This window comes from Streptomyces sp. NPDC049577 (assembly GCF_040675635.1).
Lineage (GTDB): Bacteria > Actinomycetota > Actinomycetes > Streptomycetales > Streptomycetaceae > Streptomyces.
Genome location: NZ_JBFAPH010000009.1, coordinates 26,110 through 48,734 on the forward strand (window position 1 = coordinate 26,110; position 22,625 = coordinate 48,734).

The 22,625-nt window shown below is 70.7% G+C and carries 27 protein-coding genes; 16 read left to right on the plus strand and 11 right to left on the minus strand.

From position 1 onward, the window contains the following. Window positions 1-78: 78 nt before the first annotated feature. Entirely contained in the window at window positions 79-888 is an 810-nt protein-coding gene (locus AB0K09_RS02495) for a maleylpyruvate isomerase family mycothiol-dependent enzyme (RefSeq protein ID WP_366063363.1), read from the minus strand. A 178-nt stretch (window positions 889-1,066) separates the two neighbouring features. Between AB0K09_RS02495 and AB0K09_RS02500 the strand changes: the two genes are divergently transcribed. Continuing rightward, entirely contained in the window at window positions 1,067-1,453 is a 387-nt protein-coding gene (locus AB0K09_RS02500) for a hypothetical protein (RefSeq protein WP_366063364.1), read from the plus strand. Window positions 1,454-1,456: 3 nt separating this feature from the next. Here AB0K09_RS02500 and AB0K09_RS02505 read toward each other — a convergent pair whose 3' ends face one another. After that, window positions 1,457-1,822 (minus strand): hypothetical protein, encoded by a 366-nt coding sequence (locus AB0K09_RS02505; RefSeq protein ID WP_366063365.1) that lies wholly within the window; start codon window positions 1,820-1,822, stop codon window positions 1,457-1,459. Beyond that, entirely contained in the window at window positions 1,819-1,965 is a 147-nt protein-coding gene (locus AB0K09_RS02510) for a hypothetical protein (protein WP_366063366.1), read from the minus strand. The genes AB0K09_RS02505 and AB0K09_RS02510 overlap by 4 nt, the downstream gene beginning before the upstream one ends. Window positions 1,966-2,193: 228 nt before the next feature. Here AB0K09_RS02510 and AB0K09_RS02515 point away from each other — a divergent pair, with 228 nt between their 5' ends. Then, entirely contained in the window at window positions 2,194-2,445 is a 252-nt protein-coding gene (locus tag AB0K09_RS02515) for a hypothetical protein (protein WP_366063367.1), read from the plus strand. Here AB0K09_RS02515 and AB0K09_RS02520 read toward each other — a convergent pair. Both AB0K09_RS02520 and AB0K09_RS02525 read right to left on the minus strand, forming a co-directional pair. Then, on the minus strand, window positions 2,438-3,736 hold the full coding sequence (locus tag AB0K09_RS02520) for an aldehyde dehydrogenase family protein (RefSeq protein ID WP_366063368.1): 1,299 nt from the start codon (window positions 3,734-3,736) through the stop codon (window positions 2,438-2,440). The two genes, AB0K09_RS02515 and AB0K09_RS02520, sit on opposite strands and share 8 nt — an antisense overlap. A 35-nt stretch (window positions 3,737-3,771) precedes the next feature. Next, on the minus strand, window positions 3,772-4,821 hold the full coding sequence (locus AB0K09_RS02525) for a hypothetical protein (RefSeq protein WP_366063369.1): 1,050 nt from the start codon (window positions 4,819-4,821) through the stop codon (window positions 3,772-3,774). Between the two features lie 97 nt (window positions 4,822-4,918). On the opposite strand from AB0K09_RS02525, the gene AB0K09_RS02530 reads away from it, so the two are divergent. Next, window positions 4,919-5,341, plus strand: a complete 423-nt coding sequence (locus tag AB0K09_RS02530) for a MarR family transcriptional regulator (protein ID WP_366063370.1) — start codon at window positions 4,919-4,921, stop codon at window positions 5,339-5,341. A gap of 24 nt (window positions 5,342-5,365) precedes the next feature. On the opposite strand, the gene AB0K09_RS02535 is transcribed toward AB0K09_RS02530, so the two are convergent. Beyond that, complete coding sequence (locus tag AB0K09_RS02535; RefSeq protein ID WP_366063371.1) at window positions 5,366-6,817, minus strand: PLP-dependent aminotransferase family protein; 1,452 nt, start codon at window positions 6,815-6,817, stop codon at window positions 5,366-5,368. A gap of 47 nt (window positions 6,818-6,864) precedes the next feature. On the opposite strand from AB0K09_RS02535, the gene AB0K09_RS02540 reads away from it, so the two are divergent. Then, the gene (locus AB0K09_RS02540) at window positions 6,865-7,338 is read left to right on the plus strand and encodes a carboxymuconolactone decarboxylase family protein (protein ID WP_366063372.1); all 474 of its coding nucleotides are present in this window, start codon (window positions 6,865-6,867) and stop codon (window positions 7,336-7,338) included. 105 nt (window positions 7,339-7,443) lie between these two features. On the opposite strand, the gene AB0K09_RS02545 is transcribed toward AB0K09_RS02540, so the two are convergent. The 4 genes from AB0K09_RS02545 to AB0K09_RS02560 all read right to left on the minus strand — a co-directional run bounded on the left by AB0K09_RS02545 (window position 7,444) and on the right by AB0K09_RS02560 (window position 10,474). Continuing rightward, complete coding sequence (locus tag AB0K09_RS02545) at window positions 7,444-8,511, minus strand: zeta toxin family protein (protein ID WP_366063373.1); 1,068 nt, start codon at window positions 8,509-8,511, stop codon at window positions 7,444-7,446. A gap of 42 nt (window positions 8,512-8,553) precedes the next feature. Then, window positions 8,554-8,793, minus strand: coding sequence for a hypothetical protein (locus AB0K09_RS02550; protein WP_366063374.1), 240 nt, complete (start codon window positions 8,791-8,793; stop codon window positions 8,554-8,556). A 125-nt stretch (window positions 8,794-8,918) separates the two neighbouring features. Then, a complete protein-coding gene (locus AB0K09_RS02555; protein WP_366063375.1) occupies window positions 8,919-9,980 on the minus strand; it encodes a lytic murein transglycosylase in 1,062 nt (353 codons plus the stop codon). Further along, entirely contained in the window at window positions 9,977-10,474 is a 498-nt protein-coding gene (locus tag AB0K09_RS02560) for a helix-turn-helix transcriptional regulator (protein WP_366063376.1), read from the minus strand. Before AB0K09_RS02560 ends, AB0K09_RS02555 begins: the two co-directional genes overlap by 4 nt. 71 nt (window positions 10,475-10,545) lie before the next feature. On the opposite strand from AB0K09_RS02560, the gene AB0K09_RS02565 reads away from it, so the two are divergent. From AB0K09_RS02565 to AB0K09_RS02615, 11 genes are read left to right on the plus strand one after another with little or no spacing between them, the layout of a single operon-like run. Beyond that, window positions 10,546-10,983, plus strand: a complete 438-nt coding sequence (locus tag AB0K09_RS02565) for a hypothetical protein (RefSeq protein WP_366063377.1) — start codon at window positions 10,546-10,548, stop codon at window positions 10,981-10,983. Window positions 10,984-11,011: 28 nt separating this feature from the next. Then, complete coding sequence (locus AB0K09_RS02570) at window positions 11,012-11,317, plus strand: hypothetical protein (protein ID WP_366063378.1); 306 nt, start codon at window positions 11,012-11,014, stop codon at window positions 11,315-11,317. Between the two features lie 13 nt (window positions 11,318-11,330). Then, the gene (locus AB0K09_RS02575; protein ID WP_366063379.1) at window positions 11,331-12,083 is read left to right on the plus strand and encodes a hypothetical protein; all 753 of its coding nucleotides are present in this window, start codon (window positions 11,331-11,333) and stop codon (window positions 12,081-12,083) included. After that, complete coding sequence (locus AB0K09_RS02580) at window positions 12,080-13,696, plus strand: hypothetical protein (RefSeq protein WP_366063381.1); 1,617 nt, start codon at window positions 12,080-12,082, stop codon at window positions 13,694-13,696. Before AB0K09_RS02575 ends, AB0K09_RS02580 begins: the two co-directional genes overlap by 4 nt. Next, window positions 13,693-15,132: an SCO6880 family protein gene (locus AB0K09_RS02585; protein WP_366063382.1), complete on the plus strand. Its 1,440-nt coding sequence runs from the start codon at window positions 13,693-13,695 to the stop codon at window positions 15,130-15,132. Before AB0K09_RS02580 ends, AB0K09_RS02585 begins: the two co-directional genes overlap by 4 nt. Window positions 15,133-15,155: 23 nt before the next feature. Beyond that, on the plus strand, window positions 15,156-16,697 hold the full coding sequence (locus AB0K09_RS02590; protein ID WP_366063383.1) for an ATP-binding protein: 1,542 nt from the start codon (window positions 15,156-15,158) through the stop codon (window positions 16,695-16,697). A 53-nt stretch (window positions 16,698-16,750) separates the two neighbouring features. After that, window positions 16,751-18,442: a TraM recognition domain-containing protein gene (locus AB0K09_RS02595; protein WP_366063392.1), complete on the plus strand. Its 1,692-nt coding sequence runs from the start codon at window positions 16,751-16,753 to the stop codon at window positions 18,440-18,442. Continuing rightward, window positions 18,439-18,897, plus strand: a complete 459-nt coding sequence (locus AB0K09_RS02600; RefSeq protein ID WP_366063384.1) for a DUF4913 domain-containing protein — start codon at window positions 18,439-18,441, stop codon at window positions 18,895-18,897. The genes AB0K09_RS02595 and AB0K09_RS02600 overlap by 4 nt, the downstream gene beginning before the upstream one ends. Window positions 18,898-18,935: 38 nt before the next feature. Beyond that, window positions 18,936-19,409: a hypothetical protein gene (locus tag AB0K09_RS02605; protein ID WP_366063385.1), complete on the plus strand. Its 474-nt coding sequence runs from the start codon at window positions 18,936-18,938 to the stop codon at window positions 19,407-19,409. An 11-nt stretch (window positions 19,410-19,420) separates the two neighbouring features. Then, the gene (locus AB0K09_RS02610) at window positions 19,421-20,431 is read left to right on the plus strand and encodes a bifunctional 5,10-methylenetetrahydrofolate dehydrogenase/5,10-methenyltetrahydrofolate cyclohydrolase (RefSeq protein WP_366063386.1); all 1,011 of its coding nucleotides are present in this window, start codon (window positions 19,421-19,423) and stop codon (window positions 20,429-20,431) included. A gap of 18 nt (window positions 20,432-20,449) precedes the next feature. Next, window positions 20,450-21,634, plus strand: coding sequence for an amidase (locus AB0K09_RS02615; RefSeq protein WP_366063387.1), 1,185 nt, complete (start codon window positions 20,450-20,452; stop codon window positions 21,632-21,634). On the opposite strand, the gene AB0K09_RS02620 is transcribed toward AB0K09_RS02615, so the two are convergent. Next, the gene (locus AB0K09_RS02620; protein WP_366063388.1) at window positions 21,595-22,185 is read right to left on the minus strand and encodes a hypothetical protein; all 591 of its coding nucleotides are present in this window, start codon (window positions 22,183-22,185) and stop codon (window positions 21,595-21,597) included. The genes AB0K09_RS02615 and AB0K09_RS02620 overlap by 40 nt on opposite strands. A 121-nt stretch (window positions 22,186-22,306) precedes the next feature. Between AB0K09_RS02620 and AB0K09_RS02625 the strand changes: the two genes are divergently transcribed. Beyond that, on the plus strand, window positions 22,307-22,625 hold a 319-nt coding region (locus tag AB0K09_RS02625), incomplete at its 3' end, for a MerR family transcriptional regulator (protein ID WP_366063389.1).

Consider the following 22,625-nt stretch of genomic DNA (forward strand, 5'->3'; position numbering starts at 1 on the left):
GCGGCCTTCCACGTTGATCATCGTTGCTTGATCGTCAGGCTACGCCTTCCCTTCGGTGCGGCCCCTCCGCCGTCGGGGCTAGACGGGCGGGACAAGCGCAAAGTAGCGCTCCGCCATGGCCCTTTCACCGCGAACCGCGTCGAGGCGGTCCGCCGGGAGGCGTTGCCAGAGGAAGAGCATCAAGTCCGATGCCGTGCCGGCCAGCTCGACGTCCGCGTCTCCGTCGTCAACGCCTTCTTCGCCCAGACGGACGTCGTCGCCCTCGAAGCGGACCACCCAGGTTTCCCGGCCGTCCGTGCGACGGAAGCGGAATCGCTCGCCCTTCCCCGGCGGGGCCTGTCGCCAGGCGCGGCGGGCCGGGGCCATGACCTCGAAGGTGTGACTGACGGCGTCAGCGGCGAACTCCGCGTCGACGGGCTGCGCGGTGCCGAGCGCGTCTTCCGCGTCCCAGCGGTGGACCGCCGCTTCCACGGCCTGGATGCGGCGCCAGAACGCGACGTCCCGCTGCGGCGCCCAGGTCCACACGGGCTCGCCCGGTTCGGCGCCCGCGAGCAGCGACTCCAGTGCGGCGGCTCCGTCCGCGAACCAGCCGACGAGCCCGCCCGGCACGGGCCCCCGGTGCGGCGAGTTGTCGAACGACACGGGCCGGCCGGGCCGCTCGGCGGGGAGGTGGAGAAAGGACCGGTCGGCGGGGTCGGGCGGCTCCTGGAGCCGCCCCCTGACGATGTGGCCGACGTACCGGTGCACACCGCCGAGGTGCGCGACCAGGTCGGTGACGGACCAGCCGGGGCAGGACGGCACGAGCGGCGCGCCGTCAGCCCCGACGGCGCCGCGGACGGCGGCCTCGAAGGCGCGGACCTCGCGGTGGAAGTGCGAGAGGTAGTCCATGGGCTCACTGTTCCCGCGGGCCCGACGGCCCAGCCGGCAGACGCCGTACCGGCTGAGCCGGTGTGGGCCCGAGGAGCGTCGACCGGCGGCGCAGTCGCGGCCACGCAGCGCGGCAGGGCGGCGGTCAGAGAGGCGCTGGGCAGCGCCGTCGCGCTGCCGGGTGCGCGATGATCAGCTGATGGAGATGTCCAGACAGCGGCGCGGCCCCCTGTCCGCCGACCCGCAGTTCCGCACGGTGTACGCACCGGACGACTACGCGCGCCACACCGGCACGGCGGTGGCGTACGTTCCCGTCATCCAAGAGGGCGTCGTCCTGGGGCACTTGTGGGCCTCGCCCACCGACGACGCCGCCGGATTCGTCCCCGCGCCCGCCGCCGGGGCCGCCGGACTGAACGCGGGCGTGCGCTGGATCGGCCGGTTGCGGCAGGCGAAGGCCGAGGGGCTCACCGCCCTCGAAGCGCTGCGGTACTGGACCGGCAGGGCCGGGGACGACCCGCGTGCCGGTTCCGTACCGGCCGGCTCCGAGTGTGAGGCCCCCGGTCTTGGCGCGCTCGCAGGCCGGTGACCGTCAGCGGCGTCTGCGTCTGCGGGGTGGGCGGGACGAGTAGCGGAGCACCAGGAGCAGGCCCACCCCCGCCACCGCCACGAACGTGGCGAGGCCCACGACCGTCAGCCAGAGGCCGGCGATCGAGGCCATCCGGCAGATGACGGCGGTCGCCAGGGACGAGCCGGCGGCCATGGCGACGGTCGTGGCGTAGCCGGAGATGACGTTGACGGCCGAGCCGGGCTGGGTCTGGGCCTTGAGGACGATGCCGCCGGGCAGTCGTGTCTCGACGGTCTCCCGGATGATCCTGGGCTCGGCCTTCGCCGTCGGCGCCTCCGGCTCCGCCTCGGCGGGGGCGGGGACGGAGACCTTCGGCCTGCGGGGCGTCATGCGCCGCCCTCCCCGGACGAGTCGTCATGACTGCAGTAGTGCGGCTCCAGATAGACCTCGGGTTCGGCCGCCGGGCTCGGCGTCTCGCCGGTCAGATCGACGACGTCGGGCAACGGGTCGTAGACGCTCTCATGACCGGTCATGCTCGGCTCCCGTCCCTCAGTCCCCCTGCCCCTACACGTTTCTAGCACTTTTGGCAACGAAACGGTCATATTTGGCGACATAGAGTTACGGCGCTGCACGACGGTGCACGGAGCTGCACGACGCGCGCCTTTTGTATGCGCGGCATACGCTCGAAGATCGGTTCCGGTATGTACCGTATGTCCGGGGCTCCCGTCCGACGTCGGAGCAGGTGCTGAGGAGGAGAGGGCATGGCCGCCACAGAGGCCCGGCGCGAGGAGTCACCCGAGCAGGGCAGGCTCGTGCGCGTGACCGTCAATCTCACCGAGCGGACCTATCGCGCGCTGCTGCGCTCGGTGGAGATCACCGGTCACAACAAGACGGACACCATCAACCGGGCCCTGCACGTCAACGCCTGGATGGAGGACGTCCTCCGCGCGGGGGGCAACATCTACGTGGAGGAGACCCCCGGCGCGGAGCTCCAGAAGATCAAGATTATTTAGCCGCCAGCACGGCCTTGCGGTGGCTGAAGGTCTCGATCGACCAGCGGCCGTGGTAGCTGCCCATGCCGCTCTCGCCGACGCCGCCGAACGGCAGGTCGGAGACGGTGAGGTGGGCGAGGGGCAGCCCGAGGCCGAGGCCGCCGGAGGAGGTCTCGGCGGCCAGGCGCCGCCGCGTGTCCTCGGACTCGGTGAAGGCGTAGAGCGCGAGCGGCTTGTCGCGGTCGTTGATGAAGTCGATCGCCTCGTCCAGACCGGCGACGGTGACGATCGGCAGCACGGGGCCGAAGATCTCCTCCGCCATCACCGGGGAATCGGGCGCGACGTCGGCCAGGACGGTCGGCGCGATGTACTTGGCGGCGCGGTCGCCGTCGCCGCCGGTGACCACGCGTCCGGAGCCGAGCAGGGCGGTCAGGCGGTCGAAGTACCGTTCGTTGACGATCCGCCCGTACTCCGGGGAGGCCGCGGGGTCCGGGCCGTACAGCGCCTCGACGGCACGGACGAGCTCGGGTTCGAGCGCGCGGGCGGTCTCGGGGTCGGTGAGGACGTAGTCGGGGGCGACGCACGTCTGGCCCGCGTTGAGGAACTTCCCGGCCGCGAGGCGCTGGGCGACGGTCGCCGGGTCGGCGTCACGGTCCACGAAGACCGGTGACTTGCCGCCCAGTTCGAGGGTGACCGGGGTGAGGTGCCGGGCCGCCGCGGCCATGACGATGCGGCCGACCGTGCCGTTGCCGGTGTAGAAGATGTGATCGAAGCGCTCGGCCAGCAGGGCCGTGGTCTCGGGCACGCCGCCCTCCACGACGGCCACGGCCTCGGTGTCGAGGTACGCGGGCAGCAGCCGGGCGAGGACCGCCGAGGTGGCCGGGGCCAGCTCGCTGGGCTTGACCACCACCGCGTTGCCGGCCGCCAGGGCGCCCAGCAGCGGGGTGAGCAGCAGCTGCGCCGGGTAGTTCCAGGGCGCGATGACCAGGACGACGCCGAGGGGGTCGTACTGCGTCCAGGCCGAGGCCTCCCCCAGGCGGGCCGGGACGGGGACGGGCTCGGGGCGCAGCCAGGCGTCGAGGTGGTCGAGGGTGTGGTCGATCTCGCGGATCGTGAAGTCGATCTCGGTGCGGTGGGCCTCGGCCGGGCTCTTGCCGAGATCCTCGCGGAGGGCGGCGGCGAGGTCGGTGCCGTGCTCGGTGAGCATCTCGCGCAGCCGGCGCAGCTGGCCGGTCCGCCAGTCGACGGGCTTGGTGCGGCCGGTGCGGAAGGCCACGCGGAGCCGGGCGACCGTGTCGGCGGGGTGGGACATGGTTCCTCGATTCAGGTGAACGGATGCGGGTGGAGTCAGGCCGTCGCGGCGAGGGCTCGCGCCGCCCGGCGCTTCTCGGCCGTGCCCGCCAGCGCGAGCGTCGCCGCGCCGGCGGCCAGCCAGAGCACCAGGGACAGCAGCCGGCCGTCGAAGCCGGCGCCGCCGTCGAAGTAGAGGAGGCTGCGCGCGCCCTCGACGAAGCCCGCGCCGTTCCAGAAGGCGTGCAGGGAGCCGAAGAAGCCGTTCTGCAGTTCGGGGCGGACGACCCCGCCCGAGGAGGTGAAGTTGAGCATCACGAAGAGCACCATCAGCGTCAGTGTCGTCCAGCGCTTCAGGAAGGTGTGCAGGCCGATGCCGATGGTGATCACTCCTGCGGAGTAGAGCCAGGACATGGCCCAGACGGCCGCGTAGTCGTGGTCGACGACGTGGAAGACGGGTCCGGCGAGCGCGAGGCCGATGACGCTGACCGCGAAGGAGGTCGCGAGGCCGACGGCCGCGCGGGCCCACAGCTTCAGCCCGGCCCCGGCGGCGCCGATGGCGGCCACGCTGCCGTACGAGCCGATGCTCAGCGCGACGAGCAGGAAGAAGATGCCCTGGCCGGTCGGGTCGCCCGAGGTGGTCGGGGTGAGGTCGGTAACCGTGAGGGGCACGCCCTGGCGGTCGGCGACGGTGCGGAAGACGGCCGTGGCGGCGGTCGCGGTGGTCTCCGAGTTGGCCTTCGACACCAGCGCCTCCGGGTGCGTGGCGCTCGGGACGTAGGCGCCGGCCAGGTCGCGGTCCTGGAGCCGGTCGACGGCGGCGGCGCGGGTGGGGACGGTGGTGACGTCCAGGCCGTCGCCGGCCTTGTCCTTGAGCGTCTGGGCGAGCACCTGGGCCTTCGCCGAGCTGCCGACCACGGCGACCTTCATGCCGTGCGGCTCGGGCGCGTGGAAGGCGCCGAGGTAGGCCAGCCCCATGCCGAGGCACATGAGCAGCGGGGTCAGCAGGTGGACGGCGACGTGCCGGAGGTGGTGGCGCGCGCCGGGCGCCGCGTGTCCGGCGTGGCCGGCCTGTCCGGCGTGTTCGGCGTGGGGTGCGGGGGCCATGCGGGGGCGGTTCCTCTCTCTCCGTATCCGGTCGCATCTGGTTGGTAAATGCAACCAATACTGTATGTACTATGCAACCAAGAGGAAGGTTCGAGAAATGCCCGACCGCGATGTGACCATCACCACCGTCCAGCGCGAGCTCACCGCGTTCGCCCGCCGGGCCCGGCACAAGGCGGCCCAGATCCACCCGGAGCTCTCGCTGGTCACCTACACCCTGCTCGACCACATGCGGGAGAGCGGTGGCTGCCGGGGCACCGACCTGGCCGAGCACTTCCTGCTGGACAAGTCCACCGTCAGCCGCCAGACCGGCGTCCTGGAACGGCTGGGTCTGATCGTGCGCGAGCCCGACCCGGACGACCGCCGCGGCCAGATCCTGCGCCCCTCCCCCGACGGCCTGCGGCTGCTGGAGGAGGCGGACCGGCAGCGGCGGACGAGCTTCGAGGAGCGCTTCACCGACTGGGACGACGCCGATCTGGCGCGCTTCGCGGACTACCTGCGGCGCTACAACGCCGCCGGCTGACCGCCGGCCCCTTCACTCCGCGGTTCACTCCGCCGGCGGCAGGGCCCTCAGCAGGGCGTCGAGGACTCCCGAGAACGCGTGGTCCGGCGGCGTCCCGTACGCCACGATCAGCCCCTCGCGGTCCGTCTCCGGCGCGGACGGGTGCCGGAAGCGGCTCAGCCCCTCCACCGCCAGCCCCTGCCAGGCCGCCGCCCGCACCGTCTCCCGCTCGGTGCCCGGCGGCAGCTCCAGGACGGCGTGCAGACCGGCCGCGATGCCCGAGACCCGCAGGTGGGGCGCGTGCTCGGCGAGCGCGGCGACGAGCTGGTCGCGGCGGCGGCGATAACGCAGGCGCATCGAGCGCACATGACGGTCGTACGCGCCCGAGGTGAGGAACTCGGCCAGGGTGAGCTGGTCGAGCGCCCCGCAGCCCCACTCGCCCGTGGCGCGCAGCTCAAGGACGTCCCCGACCAGGTGGTCCGGCAGGACGAGCCACGCCAGCCGCAGGCCCGGGGCGAGGGACTTGCTGGTCGTGCCGCAGTAGACGACGTGCTCGGGGGCCAGGCCCTGGAGCGCGCCGACGGGCTGGCGGTCGTAGCGGAACTCGCCGTCGTAGTCGTCCTCCACGATCACCCCGCCCACCCGCGAGGCCCAGTCGACGACCGCCGTCCGGCGGTCCGGGTGCAGCGAGACGCCGGTGGGGAACTGATGGGCGGGTGTCAGCAGCACGGCCCGCAGGCCCTTGCGGCCGTCCAGCTCCTGGACACGGGCCCCCTGCCGGTCGACGGTGAGGGGGACGCCGCGCAGCCCCGCCCGGGTCACGGTCTCCTGGTGGTGCCACAGCCCGTACGACTCCACGCCCGTCTCGCGGATGCCGCGCTTCCGCAGCACCCGGCCCAGCAGGGCCAGGCCCTGCATGAACCCGGCGCACAGCACGATCCGGTCCGGGTCCGTGCGCACGCCCCGGGCGCGGGCGAGGTAGTCGGCGAGCGCGGTCCGCAGCTCGGGGCGCCCCTGCCCGTCGCCGTAGCCGAACGCCTCGCTCGGGGCGGCGGACAGGGCTCGGCGGGCGGCGGTCAGCCAGGCCGTGCGCGGGAAGGCGGAGACGTCGGCGGTGCCGGTGCGCAGGTCGTACAGGGGGCGCGTGGCGGCGCGCAGGGGAAGGGTGCGGCGGCTCGGGGGGCGCGGCGCGGCCCGTTGCGCGACGCGGGTTCCCGACCCCTGCCGGGCCGTCAGCCAGCCCTCCGCGACGAGCTCGCCGTAGGCGTCGGCCACGGTGTTCCGGGCCAGCCCCAGGTCGGCGGCGAGGGAACGGGACGAGGGCAGCCGCGTCCCGGGCGCCAGCCGCCCCGACCGCACGGCCTCCCGCAGCGCCCGGATGAGCGCGGCCCGCACCCCGCCGGGCCCCGAGAGGTCCAGGTGCAGATCGGCGCCCCCGACGCGGCAGCCCGGTGCCGCCACCACGCCACCCGCCGGAGTGGCCCACGATTTCTCCATGGGAATGGACCATACTGCTGGGCTATCGCCGCCGTAACGTCGGTGCCATGACAGCCGAAACGACCCACCAGCACGGCCCGCGCATGCGCTTCCACCAGCTCGTCCCCGAGGTCTACAAGGCGATGTACGCCCTGGAGATGGCCTCCCGCCAGGGCCTCGACCCGTCCCTCATCGAGCTGGTCAAGATCCGCGCCTCGCAGCTCAACCACTGTGCCTTCTGCCTCGACATGCACACCAAGGACGCCCGCAAGGCGGGCGAGAGCGAGGAGCGCATCTACCTGCTCAGCGCCTGGGAGGAGGCGGTGGGCTACTACACCGAAAAGGAGCGCGCGGCCCTCGCCCTGACCGAGGCGGTGACGGTCCTGACGGACGGCTTCGTGCCGGACGAGGTGTACGAGCGGGCGGCAGCGTGCTTCGAGGAGCGCGAACTGGCCCAGCTGATCGCCCTGATCACGACGATCAACGCGTGGAACCGCATCGGGGTGACCACCCGTCTGACGCCGGGTGCCTACCAGGCGTGAACCACCCCGCCGGCCGCGTACGGGGGTCCCGGCCGGCACCTCCCGACGGCGCCGGGTCCTTGCCGAACCGGCAGGGGCCCGGCGCCTCTTGCCGTGCGGCGAAGCTCAACGGGTGTGGGCGCGGTTGGGCCCCGGGCCGTGGGGCTGCTGCACGGGCCGTACGGCCGGCTGCGCCCGGCTCGCGGCGACCGGCCGCGCACCGTTGGAAGACGTGGCGTTGGCGGCGGCCGCGACGCGAATGCGCATGCCCTGCTCCCGGGTTTCGAGGCGTGCAGCGGGGGTGTTGGGTCCGGGCGCGGGAGCCTTGAGCCAGGTACCGCGATCCAGCTGAATGAGGCCCGTGATGTGCCCTGTGGCGTGCAGCGCCTCCGCGTTGGTCCGGCTGACAGAGTAAGCGGCCGCAGCACCCTGGGGATACAGGTCACGGATCAAGGACTCGGGCGCCATACGCCCACCGTAGTCATCACGACCCGCGTCGAACTCGACGCGGCCTGCCTGCCAGCGCAGGGCGTTCTGCTGCAAGGAGGTTTCCATGGGGACCTCCACGGACAGGACGACACGCTGTCCGTAGCCCTCCCGCTTGAGATTGCCCAGCAAAGCCTCGGTTTTGGGCAGGTTCTTCATGGTGCCGTCGTAGATGAGGTTGAAGCCCTGCTTCCTGGCCCACTTCTCGAAGCGATCCTGCAGGTAAGAGCTTTCCCGGTGGACGAGCGCGGCCAGCTCCGAGGGCGCCAGTTCCCGTCCGCCGGGCAGATGACGAGCCTCGGCGGGGACATCCGGAGCACCACCATGCCGGAAGATCGCCTCTTTGAACTGGTCGGGATCCAAGACCACATACTTGTCGGGATCGACGCCATGCGCTTCGGCAAGAGCTTGCCCGAGCTCCGTCCGGTCACCCTGTCGCGCTTTCAGCAGGCCCAGTGATGTGCCCTTACCGGCGCCCGGGGGCCCCGAGGTCAGCAACACCGCACGACCGTCGCGAGGCAGGCCGGCGGTGGACGCCTTGGCCTCTCCGAGAATGTCGCGATGCAACCGTGTGCGCTCCAACGACCAGTCTCCCGCCTGGTGATGCTGGGCGAACGTGTCACGCGGGCCGGCGGACAGGTCTCCGCTGGACATGCGAGCTTGCAGGTGCCGGTAGACCTCGCGGTAGTCCTCGCGCAGAACGTCCATTACTGGCCCCCACCCCTCCGATCGAAAGATCGTTTTTGAAGATCAGACTGTCTTTCCCCGGCGGCGCCAGATCTCGCGGTAATCCTCTTCCGTCAGGATGCCTTCCAGAAGGGCACCGGAGATCTCGTCCGCGGTGTTGTCCTGGTGAGTGGGCAGGGTGTGCGCCATGTCCCACTCGCGCTCCTCCAGCGGCCAGGCGGCAACCGTGGCCAGCATCTCCTCACGGTCGATGCGACCTGCGCCGTACTCCTCCAGGTACTCGCTGAGCGACTGCTTCGTCACAGGTTCCCCCTCGGTCGGTGAACGCGGCCCGGGTGCCGTGGCCTGCGTGGATACGGTGAGCATACGTTTGCGGCACAAGGACATCCCCGCGGCCGCGCTCCGACCACCGGAAGAGGCGAAACGTTTCATCCCGCGCGCGGGAAGTACGGCGGCGTCCAGCCGACATACCTCGCACCCCACTTCTTCTCGATCATGTCGGCGTCCACCACGTCTATGTAGCCGTGACGGAGGATGTCGTTCGAGACGATCTTCCCGTCTCCGAGGTAGACGGCGATGTGCCCGGCACGGCTCCCGGTGTCCCAGTACATCAGCGCCCCGGGCGGTGGGTTGCGGTCGGTGTGCTGCATGTCCTTGGGGACCACGCTGTAGTGGTCGATGGCGAAAGGGACGCCGGAAACGTTCCAGCCGTAGACGATGGCGGTGAAGGCGAGGCAGCGGTTGTACCACTCGCCCGAGGAACCGTCGCCGGCGTGCGATCTGGCCCAGGCTATGGCCTGTTCGACGCTGCGGGGATTGTTCAGCCGCCAGCTCTGTCGGCCGTCGGTGAAGGAACCGCTGCCACCCCCGGCGACCGTCCACTCCTTAGCACGCTCCATGATGTCGGCTACGTAGCCGGTGGTTTCCCTGAAGGGCGGTATGCCGTGGTAGTACTGCACCCAGTACCAGCCGGCGTTGTAACCGGCCAGTGCGAGCTGAATCGTTCCGCCTGAGTAGTGGCTCTTCTTCGCGTCGCCGGCGAGCTCGCACATGAAGCGGCCTTGCGCCATGATCGCGTCGGCGCCGTCCCACAGACTGACGCGGCCGTTGCCGTCGTCGTCCCTGCCGTACTGGGCAAAGGTCGACGGAAGGAACTGGGCTATGCCGAGTGCCTGATCGCCTCCGTTCACAACGGGCCCTTTGGCCTCGTCGTCGAAGTTGCTCTCCTCCTCCAGCTGGGCCGCGAGGATGGGCGCCGTGATGTCCGGGCATAGCCCACCGGCCTTGAGGATCCACGACCGCCACTTTCCGCCGACGCCCTCCTTCAGACCCCCACCGACGCCCCCGGCGACGCTTCCGGTACCGCTGCCCTGGCCGCCACCGCCGTCGGCGGCGAGCACGACCCCCGCAATGGCGAACAAGAGCACCAGCGGCAACGCGGCTGCCCCTATGACAAGCCCGACGACAGGCCGTATCGGCCCTTCCTTCACCCTCTGCTCCCCCCGCGGGCCCCTTCGATCCGCTGCCGGCGCTCGTCGCGCCCCGCTTGCCACGCGCTGAGCCACTGCTCGGGCGTGACGTCGTAGGCAGGCGCCCAGCGACCCGGATCGCTCGCCCGGTACACCCCGGCTTCCACGCGGCTGACCATCTGCGACGACATGCCGATGAACTCGGCGACCTCACGCTGCGTCCGGCCGGTGCGCTGCCGCAGCTGCTTTAAGGTCGGGCGGCCCACCGCTCCCGGAGGGGCAAGAACCTCGACGCTCACTCGTAGGGCGTCAGCAAGCGCGACGACCACTCGGCCGGTCGGTTTTCGCGCGCCCGATTCGGCCTTGCGGACCGTCTCCGGGCTGACGCCAGCGAGCAGCGCCAGCTCCTCCACGCTCAGTCCGGCCCGTTGTCGGTGCTCCCGCATACGGTCGGACCGAAAGGTGGCCACACCACCGCTCCGCGTCGTCATCCGCCAACCTATCGCAGTCGCCATATTAAGTCCGACCGCGCAGTCTGCTTTGTTAGTCTACAGCTCGCAAGATCGCTTGACGGGGGGAGTTGACGATGGATCATGTCTACGCGCCTCGCTATGCCGTCCTGAGTGCACACGGCGGAGCCGGCATCACCACCACCGTCGCGATGCTCGATCCGCACCGGCAGGGAGTGGCCGTCGAGCTGTCCCCCGGAGCCGCGTTGCCGCCCGATCACGTTCCCGCGATCGTGACCCGCTCCACGCCGTACGGTCTGTCGCGGACCTCGGCCCTGCTGGGCCACTGGCATCCCGGGCTCGGGAAGCCCTGGCTGATCGTCATCCGGGACGCCCCCCTTCCCCAGCTTCCGGCCGTTTCCTACCGGCTGCGCGCACTCGGCTCGCGCGTGCTGGGCACCCTTCACGTTCCTTATCTGGCAGCGCTGCGAAGTGCCGAGGAGCCGACCGCCACGCTGCACGATCGCAAAGTCGCTAAGGCCGCTGCCGCGCTGCGCGCCGGCCTCGGCGTCTGACACCACATCACCTCACGGAGTACCTCGCATGACGCACCTGATAACGCACGTGTCTGACATGGTCACGCTCGCAGATGGCGACTTCCCCAATCCGTCGCCCAAGGCGCCCAAGGGGCTCGACAAAACATTCGGTGACTGGGTCGCGTGGGCGAAGTGGATCGCCGTCATGGCGGGCGTCCTGGGTCTTATCTCCTGCGGCATCATGATGATGGTCGGCCGGCGCAACCGCTCCCACTTGGCCGCCGAAGGCGCCTCGGGCATCGTCTGGGTCATCGCCGGTATCTCCGTGGCGAGTCTCGCCGGCGGCACCGTGCCGATGCTCTTCGGCGCCTAAGCGGAGGCTCCTCATGTCCCTCGACCTCCAGACGGCCGCCAACAAGCGCATGCGCCGCGGGCTGATCATTCTTGCCGCCATCGCCGCCGTCCTCGCAGTCATCGTGGTGCTGTTGCTCGCCTTCGGCGGCGGCAAGAAGGACGACGGGAAGGCCCCTGCGCCCGCCCCGACGCACGTCGGCCCTTCGAACCCGACGGAAGGCTCGGAAGACTCCTATGCCTCGCCGAAGTCGTGGGTGAAGCTCCCGGAGGGCAAGGAGCGGTCCAACGGACTACCGGTGAGGTTCCCGCAGACCGATGAAGGGGCTGCGGCCATGGCGGTGGCTCTGGTACGAGCGGGCTGGAGCATCTCACCCGAGGAAGTCGAGAAGGCGGCCGGCACGTATTCGGTACCCGAGGAGGCAGAGGCCGCGAAGTCCATGGCCAAGGACTCGGCGGCCGAAAACCGCAAGGCGGCCGGCATTCCCACCAGCGGCCCGATGCCCCAGGATGCCGCGTTCAACGTCATTCCTATCGGTGTGCAGTGGGAGCACCAGGACAACACTCACGTCAAGGTGTCGGTCGACGTCCGCATCGTGATGAGTTCCGGGACCGGTTCTTCCCCGGACACGCGGCTTGTTTCCACGAGCACCCTGGCCGTGTGGACGGACGGGGACTGGAAGGACCACTCCATTCCGCCCGGCCAGCAACCGAAGCCGGCCGACATCGGGAACCCGGAATTCAACAGCGCCGGTTGGAAGGCCATACAAGAAGGTGACCGGCGATGATTCACGCACGGCGGCTTCTTGCCGCCCTGGTGTCACTCCTGTTCTGCTTCTCGCTCGCAGCAACGGCCGCACCCGCGTCGGCCGCACCGGCGAAACCCTCCGCGGCACTGCCGCAGTGGCCCAACCCCTTCAACTTCACCTGCAAACTCGTGGCGGCTCCATTGGGTGGAGCGGCGGCTGCAGCAGGCTGTGATGTGGCGGAGAAGGCCATCGACAAAGCCTTCGACGAAGCCGTGGTCAAGCCACTGACCAACAGTATCGTCAAGCCGATCGCCGACGGCATGGCCAACTTCACGGCGGATATCTTCAAGACCACTCTCGCGTGGTGGCTCTACATGCCGTCCGTCCAGGTCAAGGACACGGGGATCATCGAACGCCCCAAGTGTGACAAAAAATCTGCGGAGGAAAAGAAGAAAGATCCGCGGTGCAGCGGCAAGAGTTCGAACGGGGGGATGAACTCCATATCGCTGCAAGCGCTGCTGCTCGGAATCGGCGTGATGATCGCAACATTGTTGACGATCTTCCAGGGGATCCGGACGGTGATACGCCGCAAGGGCGCACCCTTGATGGAGGCGTTGCAGGGCCTGGTGATGATGGCGATCGTGTGTGCCATCGGCATCACCGTCGTCGACTCGCTGCTCCTGGCATCGGACAAGCTCACGGACGAGATCCTCGACGTCGGCTTCAACGGCAAGGGCAACACGACTGCCGTCATCACCAAGGTGATGCTTCCGGCGAACACCAATCCGGTGGCGACAATCCTCCTGGCGCTGATGGCTCTGATCGTCGGTCTGGTTCAGGTGATCATGCTCTTCCTGAGACAGGCCGCCATTCCGATCCAGGCGCTGTTGCTGCCGATCGCCGCGTCCGGGCAGGCCGGTGGCCAGACATCGCGTCAGTGGCTGCCCAGGATCATCACCGCGATCATGTCGATCATCGTTTACAAGCCCATGGCCGCGCTGATCCTGGCTGTTGGTTTCACCGAAATGGTCAAGGCACCGACCATGGTGGACTGGACTCGCGGAGCTGTCACGCTCGTTCTGAGCATCCTGGCCATGAAGTCCCTGCTGAACATCTTCGCTCCGTTCGGTGCCGCGGTCGCCGGTGGCGTCAACGGCGCGGCCGTGATCGGTGGTCTCATCGGTGCGGCGGGCTCGATGCTGGGAGCCCGCGGAGGTGGCGGAGGCAAGGGCGACGGCGCGAGTGGGCCGACGTCGCCCGTGCAGCACGCCAAGGACATGGAGAAGCAGGGTCCTGGTCCGAACAACCCACCGCCGTCCGGTGGCGGCGGTGGCACCGCCGTCCAGCACGCGAACAGCGGCGGTCCCGGCGGCCCCGGTTCCCCGGGCGGAGCGGGCGGCAAGGGTCCGAGCGGTGGTGCCGGTCAGCCGGGCGGATCCGGAAAGCCGGGATCACCCGGCGAGTCGCCCACGGCCGAGGGCGCCCAGCAGGTGGGACAGCAGGCCAAGCAGGCCGTGAACACGGCTGCCGGCGCCGCTGGCGCTGCCGGCGGTGGTCCGGCCGCCGGGGTTCAGATCGCGATGGTCGCGGCCGAGGCGGTACAGAAAGGCATCCAGGCGTCCGGTGACGCCATGGGCGGAGGGAAGCAGTGAGTCAGGATCCGATGCTCTACGGCGGATGGCGCAGGTCTCGGACGCTGGGCATCGGCCACCTCAACGGTGCCCAGACCGCCGTGGTGGTGGTGTCGCTGATCGTGCCGATCATCGTGCTCAACACGGCCGGCCTGGGTACGCTTCCGGTCACGGTGCCCCTGGCCCTGGTCATCATGGCGCTGACGGTCTGGCAGCGCCACGGCACGCCCCTGCTGTCCTTCCTGGCGGCGCGTCTGCGATGGCAGTGGGCCACCATGCGAGGAGAAACCTCCTTCCGGGGCCAGTTCCTCGCCTCTCCGCAGGCGCTGGACCTGCCGGGCGTCGTCGCCCCCACGAAGCTGCTGCGGGTGCAGGACACGACAGGACGCGAGCCCGTGGGACTCGTGTGGAATCAGCGCACCGGGCATATGACCGCTTCGTTGCTGCTCTCACCGGCCGGGTCGTTGCTCGCGCCGTCCGACGCGCAGAACGGTTCGGCGGCCGCGTGGGGCGAGACGCTGGCCCGGCTCGCCGACGAGGAGACGCTGATGGGAGCGGCCGTCACCATTCAGGTGCGGCCCTCCTCCGGTCAGGCCCTGAGCGACCACATCGTTGAGCGCGTCGACCCGAACGCGCCGGCTGCTGCCCGCCGGGCCGTGCGCGAGCTGGTCGCCCGGGCTCCCCGGGCGTCCGCGCAGCTGGCGGCCTGGCTCACGCTGACCGTCGACCCGTCCCGTTCCACGGCCCAGAAGCCGAAGAATCCGGCGGAAGCGGCAGCCGAGACGTTGCGGGTGCTCGACGGGGTGGACCTGTCGGGCGCCGGTGCGGACATCGTGCGCCGGGCAACCGACCTGGACGTGATGCGGTTGGTGCGCGGCGCCTACGCGCCTGCCGACATGGATGCACCGCAGGAGCACGTCGCCGAGCTGACCTGGCACGAGGCCGGTCCGGTGGCGGCGGAGGACGGCTGGACGGTCTACCGGCACGACGGCTCGCACTCGGTCTCATGGGTGCTGCGAGAGGCCCCGCGCAAGCCCGTCCCGTACGACGTGCTGCTCAAGCTCCTGGCACCCGGCACCTTCGCTCGCCGGATCACGCTGGCGTACCGGGTGCTGCCGACCGAGGAAGCGGCCGCGGTCGTCGAGCGCGAGGTGAACGCCTCCGACGCGCGCGCGGAGTACCGGCGCCGCACGCAACGCAGTACGACGCGGCGCGAGCGTGTCGACGCCGCGCACGCCGAGCGTTCGGCGACCGAGGAGGCGCTGGGTGCCGGTCTGGTGCAGTGGTCGGTCTACGTCACCACCACCGTGGAGAACCCCGATGACCTCCCCGCCGCGATCCGCGAGGTCGAGAAGGCGGCCAAACTCAGCGGTGGCCTGCGCTTCCGCTATGCCTATGGCGCCCAAGCGGCCGCGTTCGCCGTCGGGCTGCCGGTCGGCATCAACCCGCTGGCCTGACCAACTGCACCGAGGGAACAGACATGCGACGCAAGAAGGCCGTCAAGGCTTCGGCGGCGGCTGAGAGGCAGTCGGTACGCGAACAGAGCGCCGGCGCCGTCGAGACGGACACAGCTGACGGTTTCCAGCTCAACCCGAAGGTGATCGCCAGCCGCTGGGGCTGGCCCGGCGCCGGGCGCGGCCGTGCGGCGAACCTCGATCGGGGTGCCGTCTACATCGGAACCACCGCCCAGGTCGGCGGCCTGTATCCGTTCGTGCTCGGCGCGGGGCTTCCTCCTGAGGGTGTCCCGATCGGCCCGGACATGCTCACCCACGAGCTGGTGTGCTTCGATCCCGGCGGCTGGGTCGGCAAACTCACCCAGAACCCCGGCGTGTGGGTCATGGCCCAGCCCGGGGCGGGCAAGAGTGCCTTCACCAAGCGGGTGGCCACCGTCTACAGCGCCTACGGGTACAAGACGGTCGTCCCCGGCGATGTGAAGGGCGAGTACGCGCCGATCGTCCAGTCACTGGGCGGGCAGGTCGTCCGGATCGGCCGGGGGCTCGACCGCCTCAATCCCCTGGACTCCGGTCCGCTGCGGCCGCTGCTCCCGACGCTCCCGGAGTCGCGTCGCGAGCCGCTGCTGGCGGAGATCAACGGCCGCCGTGGCGAGCTTCTGCAGGCCCTCCTCGCCACCGAGGTCGGGCTGGGTCGGCGGCCGAACGCGACCGAGTCGAACGTGGTGACGCACGCCATCCGGGTCGTCTCCGAGAAGCTGCTGGGCGCGGACCCGGTGGTGCCCGACATCGTGCGGCTGCTACGGGACGGCTCGGACATGCTGTGGTCGCGCCTCATGGTCGACAGCGAGGACGAGTACCGGCGGCACGTCCGCGAAGTGACACTGGCTCTGGAGAACCTGTGCGACGGCCCGCTGTCGGGGCTTTTCGACGGGCCGACCACGACGCCGGTGGACCTGGACGCCCCGGCCCTGAGCGTCGACCTGTCCGCGCTGCTGACTGCTGGGCCCAACGTGATCGCCGCCGGGCTGCTGGCCACGTGGGCGTACTCGTACTCCAGCATCGACTCCGCCCGCGCCCTCGGGATGATGAACCGCCCTCTCGTGCTGCCGCTGGACGAGATGTGGCGGGCCCTCCGCGCCGGGGCCGGGATGGTCGACGCCATGGACGCCATGACACGTCTGAACCGGTCCAAGGGGGAGGTGACGATCTTCGTCACGCACTCCCTGCGGGACCCCGAGAGCCTGCCCACCGCCGAGGACCGGGCCAAGGCCCTGGGCCTGATGGACCGGTGCGACTCCCTCGTTCTGGGGGCGTTGTCCCGGGGCGAGCTCGAGCGCGTCAGCGCACAGCGCCCGCTCACGGACGCGGAGATGGCGATGGTCGCCTCTTGGTCGAGCCCCACCATCACGGGCGTGGATGGCACGACGCAGCAGCACCGCGGCCGCGGCAAGTACCTGATCAAAATCGGCACCCGGGCCGGTACACCGGTACGGCTGGAGCTGACGGACACCGAACGGGAGCAGTTCGACACCGACAAGGCCATGCACCGAGGGAGAACGCAGCTGTGAGCACCGGAAGGCCGGCAGGAGGCGGGGGCGGCATCGCCGCTCCCCTCACGATCGTGGGCGTGATCTTCGGCGGCGGGGTGCTGTTCTCCGGCGCATGGCTCGGCGGCACCCTCGGTGCCGCCCTCGCCGGAGGGGGCTGGGCTCCTCCGCCCTTCTCACTCCCCTCGGCACTCCATCTGTTCACCGGAGGCCCGGGAGCCCTGTGGCCGGCCGCCCCGACCGGCGCCGTCGTCGGGATCGTCGGACTGCTGCTCCTCTTCGTCGCCGGTTCGGCGGCCGGGAGCACATGGGCCTGGCAGCGATTCTCCAAGCCGTCCGGCCTGGCGGGGCAGCGCGCGGTGGCGGCACTTGCGCCCAAGAGTGCCGAAGCGCGCGCCCGCGACCTGCGGCCGTCGCTCAAGCTCGTCAAGGAACTCCGGCCGCAGGACCGCGGAGTCCTGCTCGGCGACCTCGAGCCGCGCGGGCCCGAACTGCGCGGCTCCGACGAGGACGTCTACCTGGCGTTGATGGCTCCTCGCGCCGGCAAGTCGACCGCGCTCGCCACACCCACCGTGCTGCAGGCACCCGGCGCCGCCCTGCTCACGTCCAACAAGAGCGATGTCTACGCGATCACCCGGCAGGCCCGGGCCCGGGTCGGCACCACCTGGTGCCTGGACGCACAGAGCGTCGCGCACGCCGAGCGCGAGCTGTGGTGGGACATGCTCGCCTCCGCCCGCACCATCGAGGGGGCCCGCCGGCTGGCCATGCACTTCGTGGCGTCCAGCACGGACAGCACGGCCCGCCGCGACTTCTGGATGAACGCCGCGCTGAACACGCTCACCGCGCTCTTCCACGCGGCCGCGCTCAACGGTGGCACCGTCGGTGACGTCCTCGCCTGGCTCTCGACGCCGGCGGACCGGGCGCCGATCAACGCCCTCCGGGCCAACGGCATGTCGGCGCTCGCCGACCAGTTGGCCTCCACCGTGGCCGGCGCACCCGAGACGCGCGACGGTGTGTATGAGACCGCCCGTCAGTGCGTCGCCTGCCTCCTCGACCCTCAGATCGCCGCGTGGGTGACGCCGGACAAGCACCGTCCCCAGTTCGAGCCGGAGAAGTTCGTACAGTCACGCGACACCCTGTACCTGCTGAGCAAGGACGGCGGCGGCTCCGCGGCCGGTGTCATCGCGGCGGCCGCGGACTCGGTATTCCGTGCCGGTGTCCAGGCCGCCGAGCGAGCCGGTGGCCGCCTCGACGCCCCATTGCGAGCCGTGCTCGACGAGGCCGCCAACGTCTGCCGCATCGAGGACCTGCCCGACTTGTACTCCCACCTGGGGTCACGCGGCATCACCCCGCTGACCATCCTCCAGTCGTACCGGCAGGGCGTACGGGTGTGGGGAGAGATCGGCATGGACGCCCTGTGGTCCGCCTCCACGGTCAAGGTCCTGGGTGCCGGTCTGGACGACGCCGACTTCGTCGAGAAGGTCTCGCGGCTCGTCGGCGAGCACAAGGTCAGGGAGACCTCCGTCTCGCACTCCTCCAGCGGCCGCAGCACCAGCACGTCACGACAGCGCGAACGCATCATGGAAGCGGCCCAGATCCGGGCCATGCCCAAGGGCCGGGCGCTGCTGCTGGCCACCGGTGTGCCAGTGGCCATGCTCAAGCTGCGCCCCTGGTACCTGGAGCCAGGGGCCGCAGAGCTCGCGGCCGCCGCCGATGCGGAGGCGAAGGCCATCACCGAACGCGCGCGGAAGGCGGCCCTGACATGAGCGACTACCTCATCGACAGCCCCTCGGCGGCCGAGAGCGCCGACGAGGGACGGGCGGAGGAACCACGCGTCCCGCCCCTGATCCTCAAGCTGGAGGACCAAGCGGCCTACGACGCCGAGCTCGCGGCTCTCGCCATGTGGGTCGAGTATGTGCTGGCGGCCTGCTACCTCACGGAGGTGTCGTCCTCCGCGCCCTGGTGCCCACGCTGGTTCGAACATCCGCAGGCAGTGGCGCGGCTGCACGCCCTGTGGTTGGCGTGGCAGGAGCTCACCACTCCGGAGGCCGGCGGATACACGGGCCCCAGCGTATGGGCGCGTGACCACCTCGACCCGTGCATGGCCCAGCTGCGCCACCCTTCCGGTCCGTTCGCCGCGTGCATGACCCACCCGGAGCGGCCGCAGCACGCGCTCCTGCAGCAACCGCCCGTCGCACCCCTTCCCTTTGGCGACCATTGATCCATCACGACAACGGCAACAGCACCGAGGAGAGACCCATGGCGAAAGAAGTCCTGGTCGACGAAAGGTCACAGGCCAAACTCTTCACTACTCTCGTCACCTGGCACCATGCGCCCGGCGTGGACGGGCACTGCTTGTCCCAGCTGATCGTGCCGGCAGAGCCCGGCCCCGCCGTCATGGTTCTGTCGGAGCTGGCCAGCGACCCCGACCCGCATGGCATCACCGGCCATTTCGACGTGGCAGCCACGGCCGCCTTCAACGTCGTGCAGCCCTACACGACGATCAACCCGTACAACACCCACTGGTTCGCCCATCACGGACCGTTCTCCTCCTACGATCCGACCGGTGCGGCGACCCTGACCAGGGTGACGCTCTCCTATGACGGCGAGCGGTACCACGGCGACCTGGCCGGACATCATCTGTTGAGTGGACGTGAGACCGAACAGCTCATCACCTCCTGGGGTCTCGAGTCGGTCCCGAGGGCCCTGGCCCGGCTCGGGCACCGCGACTGAAGGCCGCCACCATGACGTCACGGCAGCTTTCCGGGACCGATCTGCTGCGTTCCGTACGCGAGGACCTGAGTCCCTATCGCGAGCCCATCGAAGCCATGGGAAAACGGGTCGCGATCATTCGCTTCCTGCCTACGGAGTCCGACCCGCCACATTGGGAACGCCGCATGGAGGCATCCCGCGTCTCTGCCGAGCAGAAGGTACGTGCGTTCTCCCACCTCGGCTTCGGTGTCGACCACGTGGTGTTGCCCGGTACGACTTCCGCAGCAGAATTCGCGCAGCGAATAGAGGCTTTCAACGCGGACACCAGCACCAGTTCCGTCATCGTGCAGTTTCCGCCGCCCGCTCACCTCGTACGACTGGTACAACACTTGGACCCCGCCAAGGACATCGACGCCCTGCTCGGTGACCGTTCCCTGCAACGCGCCTGCGCCACCGCCGACGGCATCAGCCGCATCGTCGCTCCGTTCGCAGAGGACGCCCGCATCGCCGTGGTGGGAGCCCGCGGCTTCGTCGGCAGCGGTGTCGTGCGGTTGCTCAACGACCAAGGTCTGGACGTCGTTCCTTTCGACCTCGGTGACGATCTCCGCGAGGTCACCCGGGCCGACATCGTCGTCTCCACTGCCGGAAATCCCCATCTGCTCACGGCCGAGCACATCCGTCCGCACCATCGTCTGGTTGTCGACTCGGGCTTCACGCCCCAGGCCGACGGCAGTGTCGCCGGCGACATCCGTCCAGAAGCTGCCCGCGTCCCGCAGAACATCACGCCCGTCCCCGGCGGAGTGGGCCCGGTGGAGATGGCGGTCCTGATGGAACGCATCGTGCGCAAGGAGGCCAACCCCGATCTGAAACCATGGACGTTTCCACCGGCGCCGTACATGACGCGCCAGATGTTCGCCGCGACCATGCGGAGTCCTGGTACGGCACCAGGCCACCTCCCCCGTGCCATGCCGGCTCCCCGGCCGGAGGCCGCCCGGCGGGATTTCGGGCATGCCCAGGGGCGGGGCGGCAGCCCCTCACGCTGAGAACGTACGGAGGTCGATGTGCTCACCACGTCCGCGTACGCCGCCCTGTCCGCGACCGATGCCGCCGCCGCCGTGCGGTCCGGCGATCTCTCGACGCGGGAGGTCGTGGACGCGGCACTCGCCCGGATCGCCGAGCGGGACGGCTCCGTACGCGCGTTCACCGCGATATGGCCGGACCGGGCCCGTGAACGGGCCGCGGAAGTCGACGCGCTGATCGCACGGGGTGCGCGGCCGGCACTGGCCGGCGTGCCCATCGGCGTCAAGGCGAGTGAGGGGCTCGGCTCGTTCCAGAGCGAGCGTCTGCTGGCCGCCGGGTGCGTGCCCGTCGGGGCCACGTCCGTCCCCGGCCGGAAGGGCGGCTGGCAGACCTACGGCTCCACCGACCGGGGCCCGACCGCCAACCCGCTCGGGCCCCGGTGGTCGCCCGGCGGATCGTCCGCCGGGTCGGCCGCCGCCGTCGCCGCCGGCATGGTGCCCCTCGCCACCGGCTCCGACGGCGCGGGGTCCGTCCGGATCCCCGCCGCCTGGTGCGGCGTCCTCGGCTTCAAGCCGACCAACGGTCTGCTGCCGGCCAGGGACCGGGCCGGGCTCAACACTCCGGGCCCGCTGGTGCGCTGCGTCGCGGACGCCGCCGCGTACCTCGCGGCGGTCACCGGCGTCCCGCGTCCCCTCGTGCCGCCGGCCGCCCGGACCGTGGCGTGGTCGGCGACCCTGGGTTTCGCCGACACCGCGCCCGCCGTGGCCGACACGGCACGGGCCGCCTTGGAGCGCGTCGTCGACGCCGGGCTGCTGCGCTTCGAGGACACCGCCGTCGAGTTGCTCGACCCCGCTCCCGCGTGGGAGGCCCTGCGAGCCGGCCGGGACGGCCCGGCCCCGTCCCTGATCGCCGAGAACGACGCACGGCTGCGGCGGGTCTTCCGGCACGCCGACATCATCGCCACCCCGACGACCCCGCACCCCCCGCACGGGCACGCCGGCCCCGGCCGGCACATGAGCGTCGCCCTGACCTGGGGCTTCAACATCAGCGGGCATCCGGCGATCAGTCTGCCCGCCGGCACCACGCCGCGAGGCGAACCCGTCGGCCTCCAGCTCGTGGCCCGGCACCACGAGGACGGTCCGCTGCTGGCGCTGGCCGCTACCGCTGCCGGCGAGAGCCCGGGCGACTACCGGCCCCGGCGAGGAGCAGCCGTGACGCCGCACTGACCGACGACCTGCGCTCGGCGAAGCGTGCCGGCAGGACCGGCTGCCACGCCATTGGCCTGCACGCGCGCCGGGCCGTCGGGGGCCGTGGCGGAGTAGAGGCCGGCCGCCTCGGCCCGCAGCTCTCCCGCGCTCCTATCCATCATGGCTGCGGAGCCGTCCAGCGCTGCGGCATCCGCCGCAGCGGCGTCCGCTGCCGGCCTGTCGCCGCGGTCGGCGAATTCTTCGGCCCGGCCACGGGCGTCGTCAGCAAGGGAGTACGCGGCGGAGGCTTCCGCCTCTCTGCGGCCGATCCCCGCACGGTCCCCGGTCAGGCCGGGTTCACCGACGGCTCCTTCGGCCGCCCGGGAGGCATCGGCCAGAAACGCCGCGGCTTCACCCGGACCCATCAGCCTCCGTATGCGCTCCACTTGGATGGCCGGACCGCGCTCGGCCGCCGCGGCCTCTTGGCTTCGCTGGACCGTCCGCGCAATGTCGATCGCGCGCTTGGCGCTTTCGACAGCGACGTGCAGGACCTCGGTGGCGGCGGCTTCGAAGGGGTCGGGTTGGCTCACGTGCCTCTCCTCGTGACGTGCGGTGATGCACCTGTTGTACCTCGCCCGCTGCGGCCGAGGCCGCGGTTGACCCTCCCCCTACGTCAGGCCGCACGCTGTACGCCGACGAAAGGGCAGGTGGATGAGCTACTCCGTGGGACAGGTCGCCGCATTCGCCGGGGTGACGGTGCGGACGCTGCATCACTACGACAAGGCCGGGCTGCTCTCGCCCGGCGAGCGCAGCCACGCCGGTTACCGGCTCTACGGCGACGCCGACCTGGCCCGCCTCCAGCAGATCCTCTTCTACCGCGAACTCGGCTTCTCCCTGGACGAGATCGCCTCGATCCTCGCCGACCCGCAGGCGAACGCGCAGGGCGACCTTGGTCTCGACGTCGAGCGCGTTCATCGCGTCCGGACGGTTCAGCGTGATCGTCGCGAGCCCGTCGCTCACCTCGTACAGC

Bases quoted from the DNA above. Each gene is read 5' to 3' on its own strand.
- AB0K09_RS02495 (WP_366063363.1), bottom strand. From the start codon at position 888: ATGGACTACCTCTCGCACTTCCACCGCGAGGTCCGCGCCTTCGAGGCC.
- AB0K09_RS02505 (WP_366063365.1), bottom strand. From the start codon at position 1,822: ATGACGCCCCGCAGGCCGAAGGTCTCCGTCCCCGCCCCCGCCGAGGCG.
- AB0K09_RS02560 (WP_366063376.1), bottom strand. From the start codon at position 10,474: ATGGCGACTGCGATAGGTTGGCGGATGACGACGCGGAGCGGTGGTGTG.
- AB0K09_RS02515 (WP_366063367.1), top strand. From the start codon at position 2,194: ATGGCCGCCACAGAGGCCCGGCGCGAGGAGTCACCCGAGCAGGGCAGG.
- AB0K09_RS02600 (WP_366063384.1), top strand. From the start codon at position 18,439: ATGAGCGACTACCTCATCGACAGCCCCTCGGCGGCCGAGAGCGCCGAC.
- AB0K09_RS02530 (WP_366063370.1), top strand. From the start codon at position 4,919: ATGCCCGACCGCGATGTGACCATCACCACCGTCCAGCGCGAGCTCACC.
- AB0K09_RS02590 (WP_366063383.1), top strand. From the start codon at position 15,156: ATGCGACGCAAGAAGGCCGTCAAGGCTTCGGCGGCGGCTGAGAGGCAG.
- AB0K09_RS02540 (WP_366063372.1), top strand. From the start codon at position 6,865: ATGACAGCCGAAACGACCCACCAGCACGGCCCGCGCATGCGCTTCCAC.
- AB0K09_RS02605 (WP_366063385.1), top strand. From the start codon at position 18,936: ATGGCGAAAGAAGTCCTGGTCGACGAAAGGTCACAGGCCAAACTCTTC.
- AB0K09_RS02545 (WP_366063373.1), bottom strand. From the start codon at position 8,511: ATGGACGTTCTGCGCGAGGACTACCGCGAGGTCTACCGGCACCTGCAA.
- AB0K09_RS02580 (WP_366063381.1), top strand. From the start codon at position 12,080: ATGATTCACGCACGGCGGCTTCTTGCCGCCCTGGTGTCACTCCTGTTC.
- AB0K09_RS02525 (WP_366063369.1), bottom strand. From the start codon at position 4,821: ATGGCCCCCGCACCCCACGCCGAACACGCCGGACAGGCCGGCCACGCC.
- AB0K09_RS02500 (WP_366063364.1), top strand. From the start codon at position 1,067: ATGGAGATGTCCAGACAGCGGCGCGGCCCCCTGTCCGCCGACCCGCAG.
- AB0K09_RS02610 (WP_366063386.1), top strand. From the start codon at position 19,421: ATGACGTCACGGCAGCTTTCCGGGACCGATCTGCTGCGTTCCGTACGC.
- AB0K09_RS02520 (WP_366063368.1), bottom strand. From the start codon at position 3,736: ATGTCCCACCCCGCCGACACGGTCGCCCGGCTCCGCGTGGCCTTCCGC.
- AB0K09_RS02535 (WP_366063371.1), bottom strand. From the start codon at position 6,817: ATGGAGAAATCGTGGGCCACTCCGGCGGGTGGCGTGGTGGCGGCACCG.
- AB0K09_RS02510 (WP_366063366.1), bottom strand. From the start codon at position 1,965: ATGACCGGTCATGAGAGCGTCTACGACCCGTTGCCCGACGTCGTCGAT.
- AB0K09_RS02570 (WP_366063378.1), top strand. From the start codon at position 11,012: ATGACGCACCTGATAACGCACGTGTCTGACATGGTCACGCTCGCAGAT.
- AB0K09_RS02565 (WP_366063377.1), top strand. From the start codon at position 10,546: ATGGATCATGTCTACGCGCCTCGCTATGCCGTCCTGAGTGCACACGGC.
- AB0K09_RS02575 (WP_366063379.1), top strand. From the start codon at position 11,331: ATGTCCCTCGACCTCCAGACGGCCGCCAACAAGCGCATGCGCCGCGGG.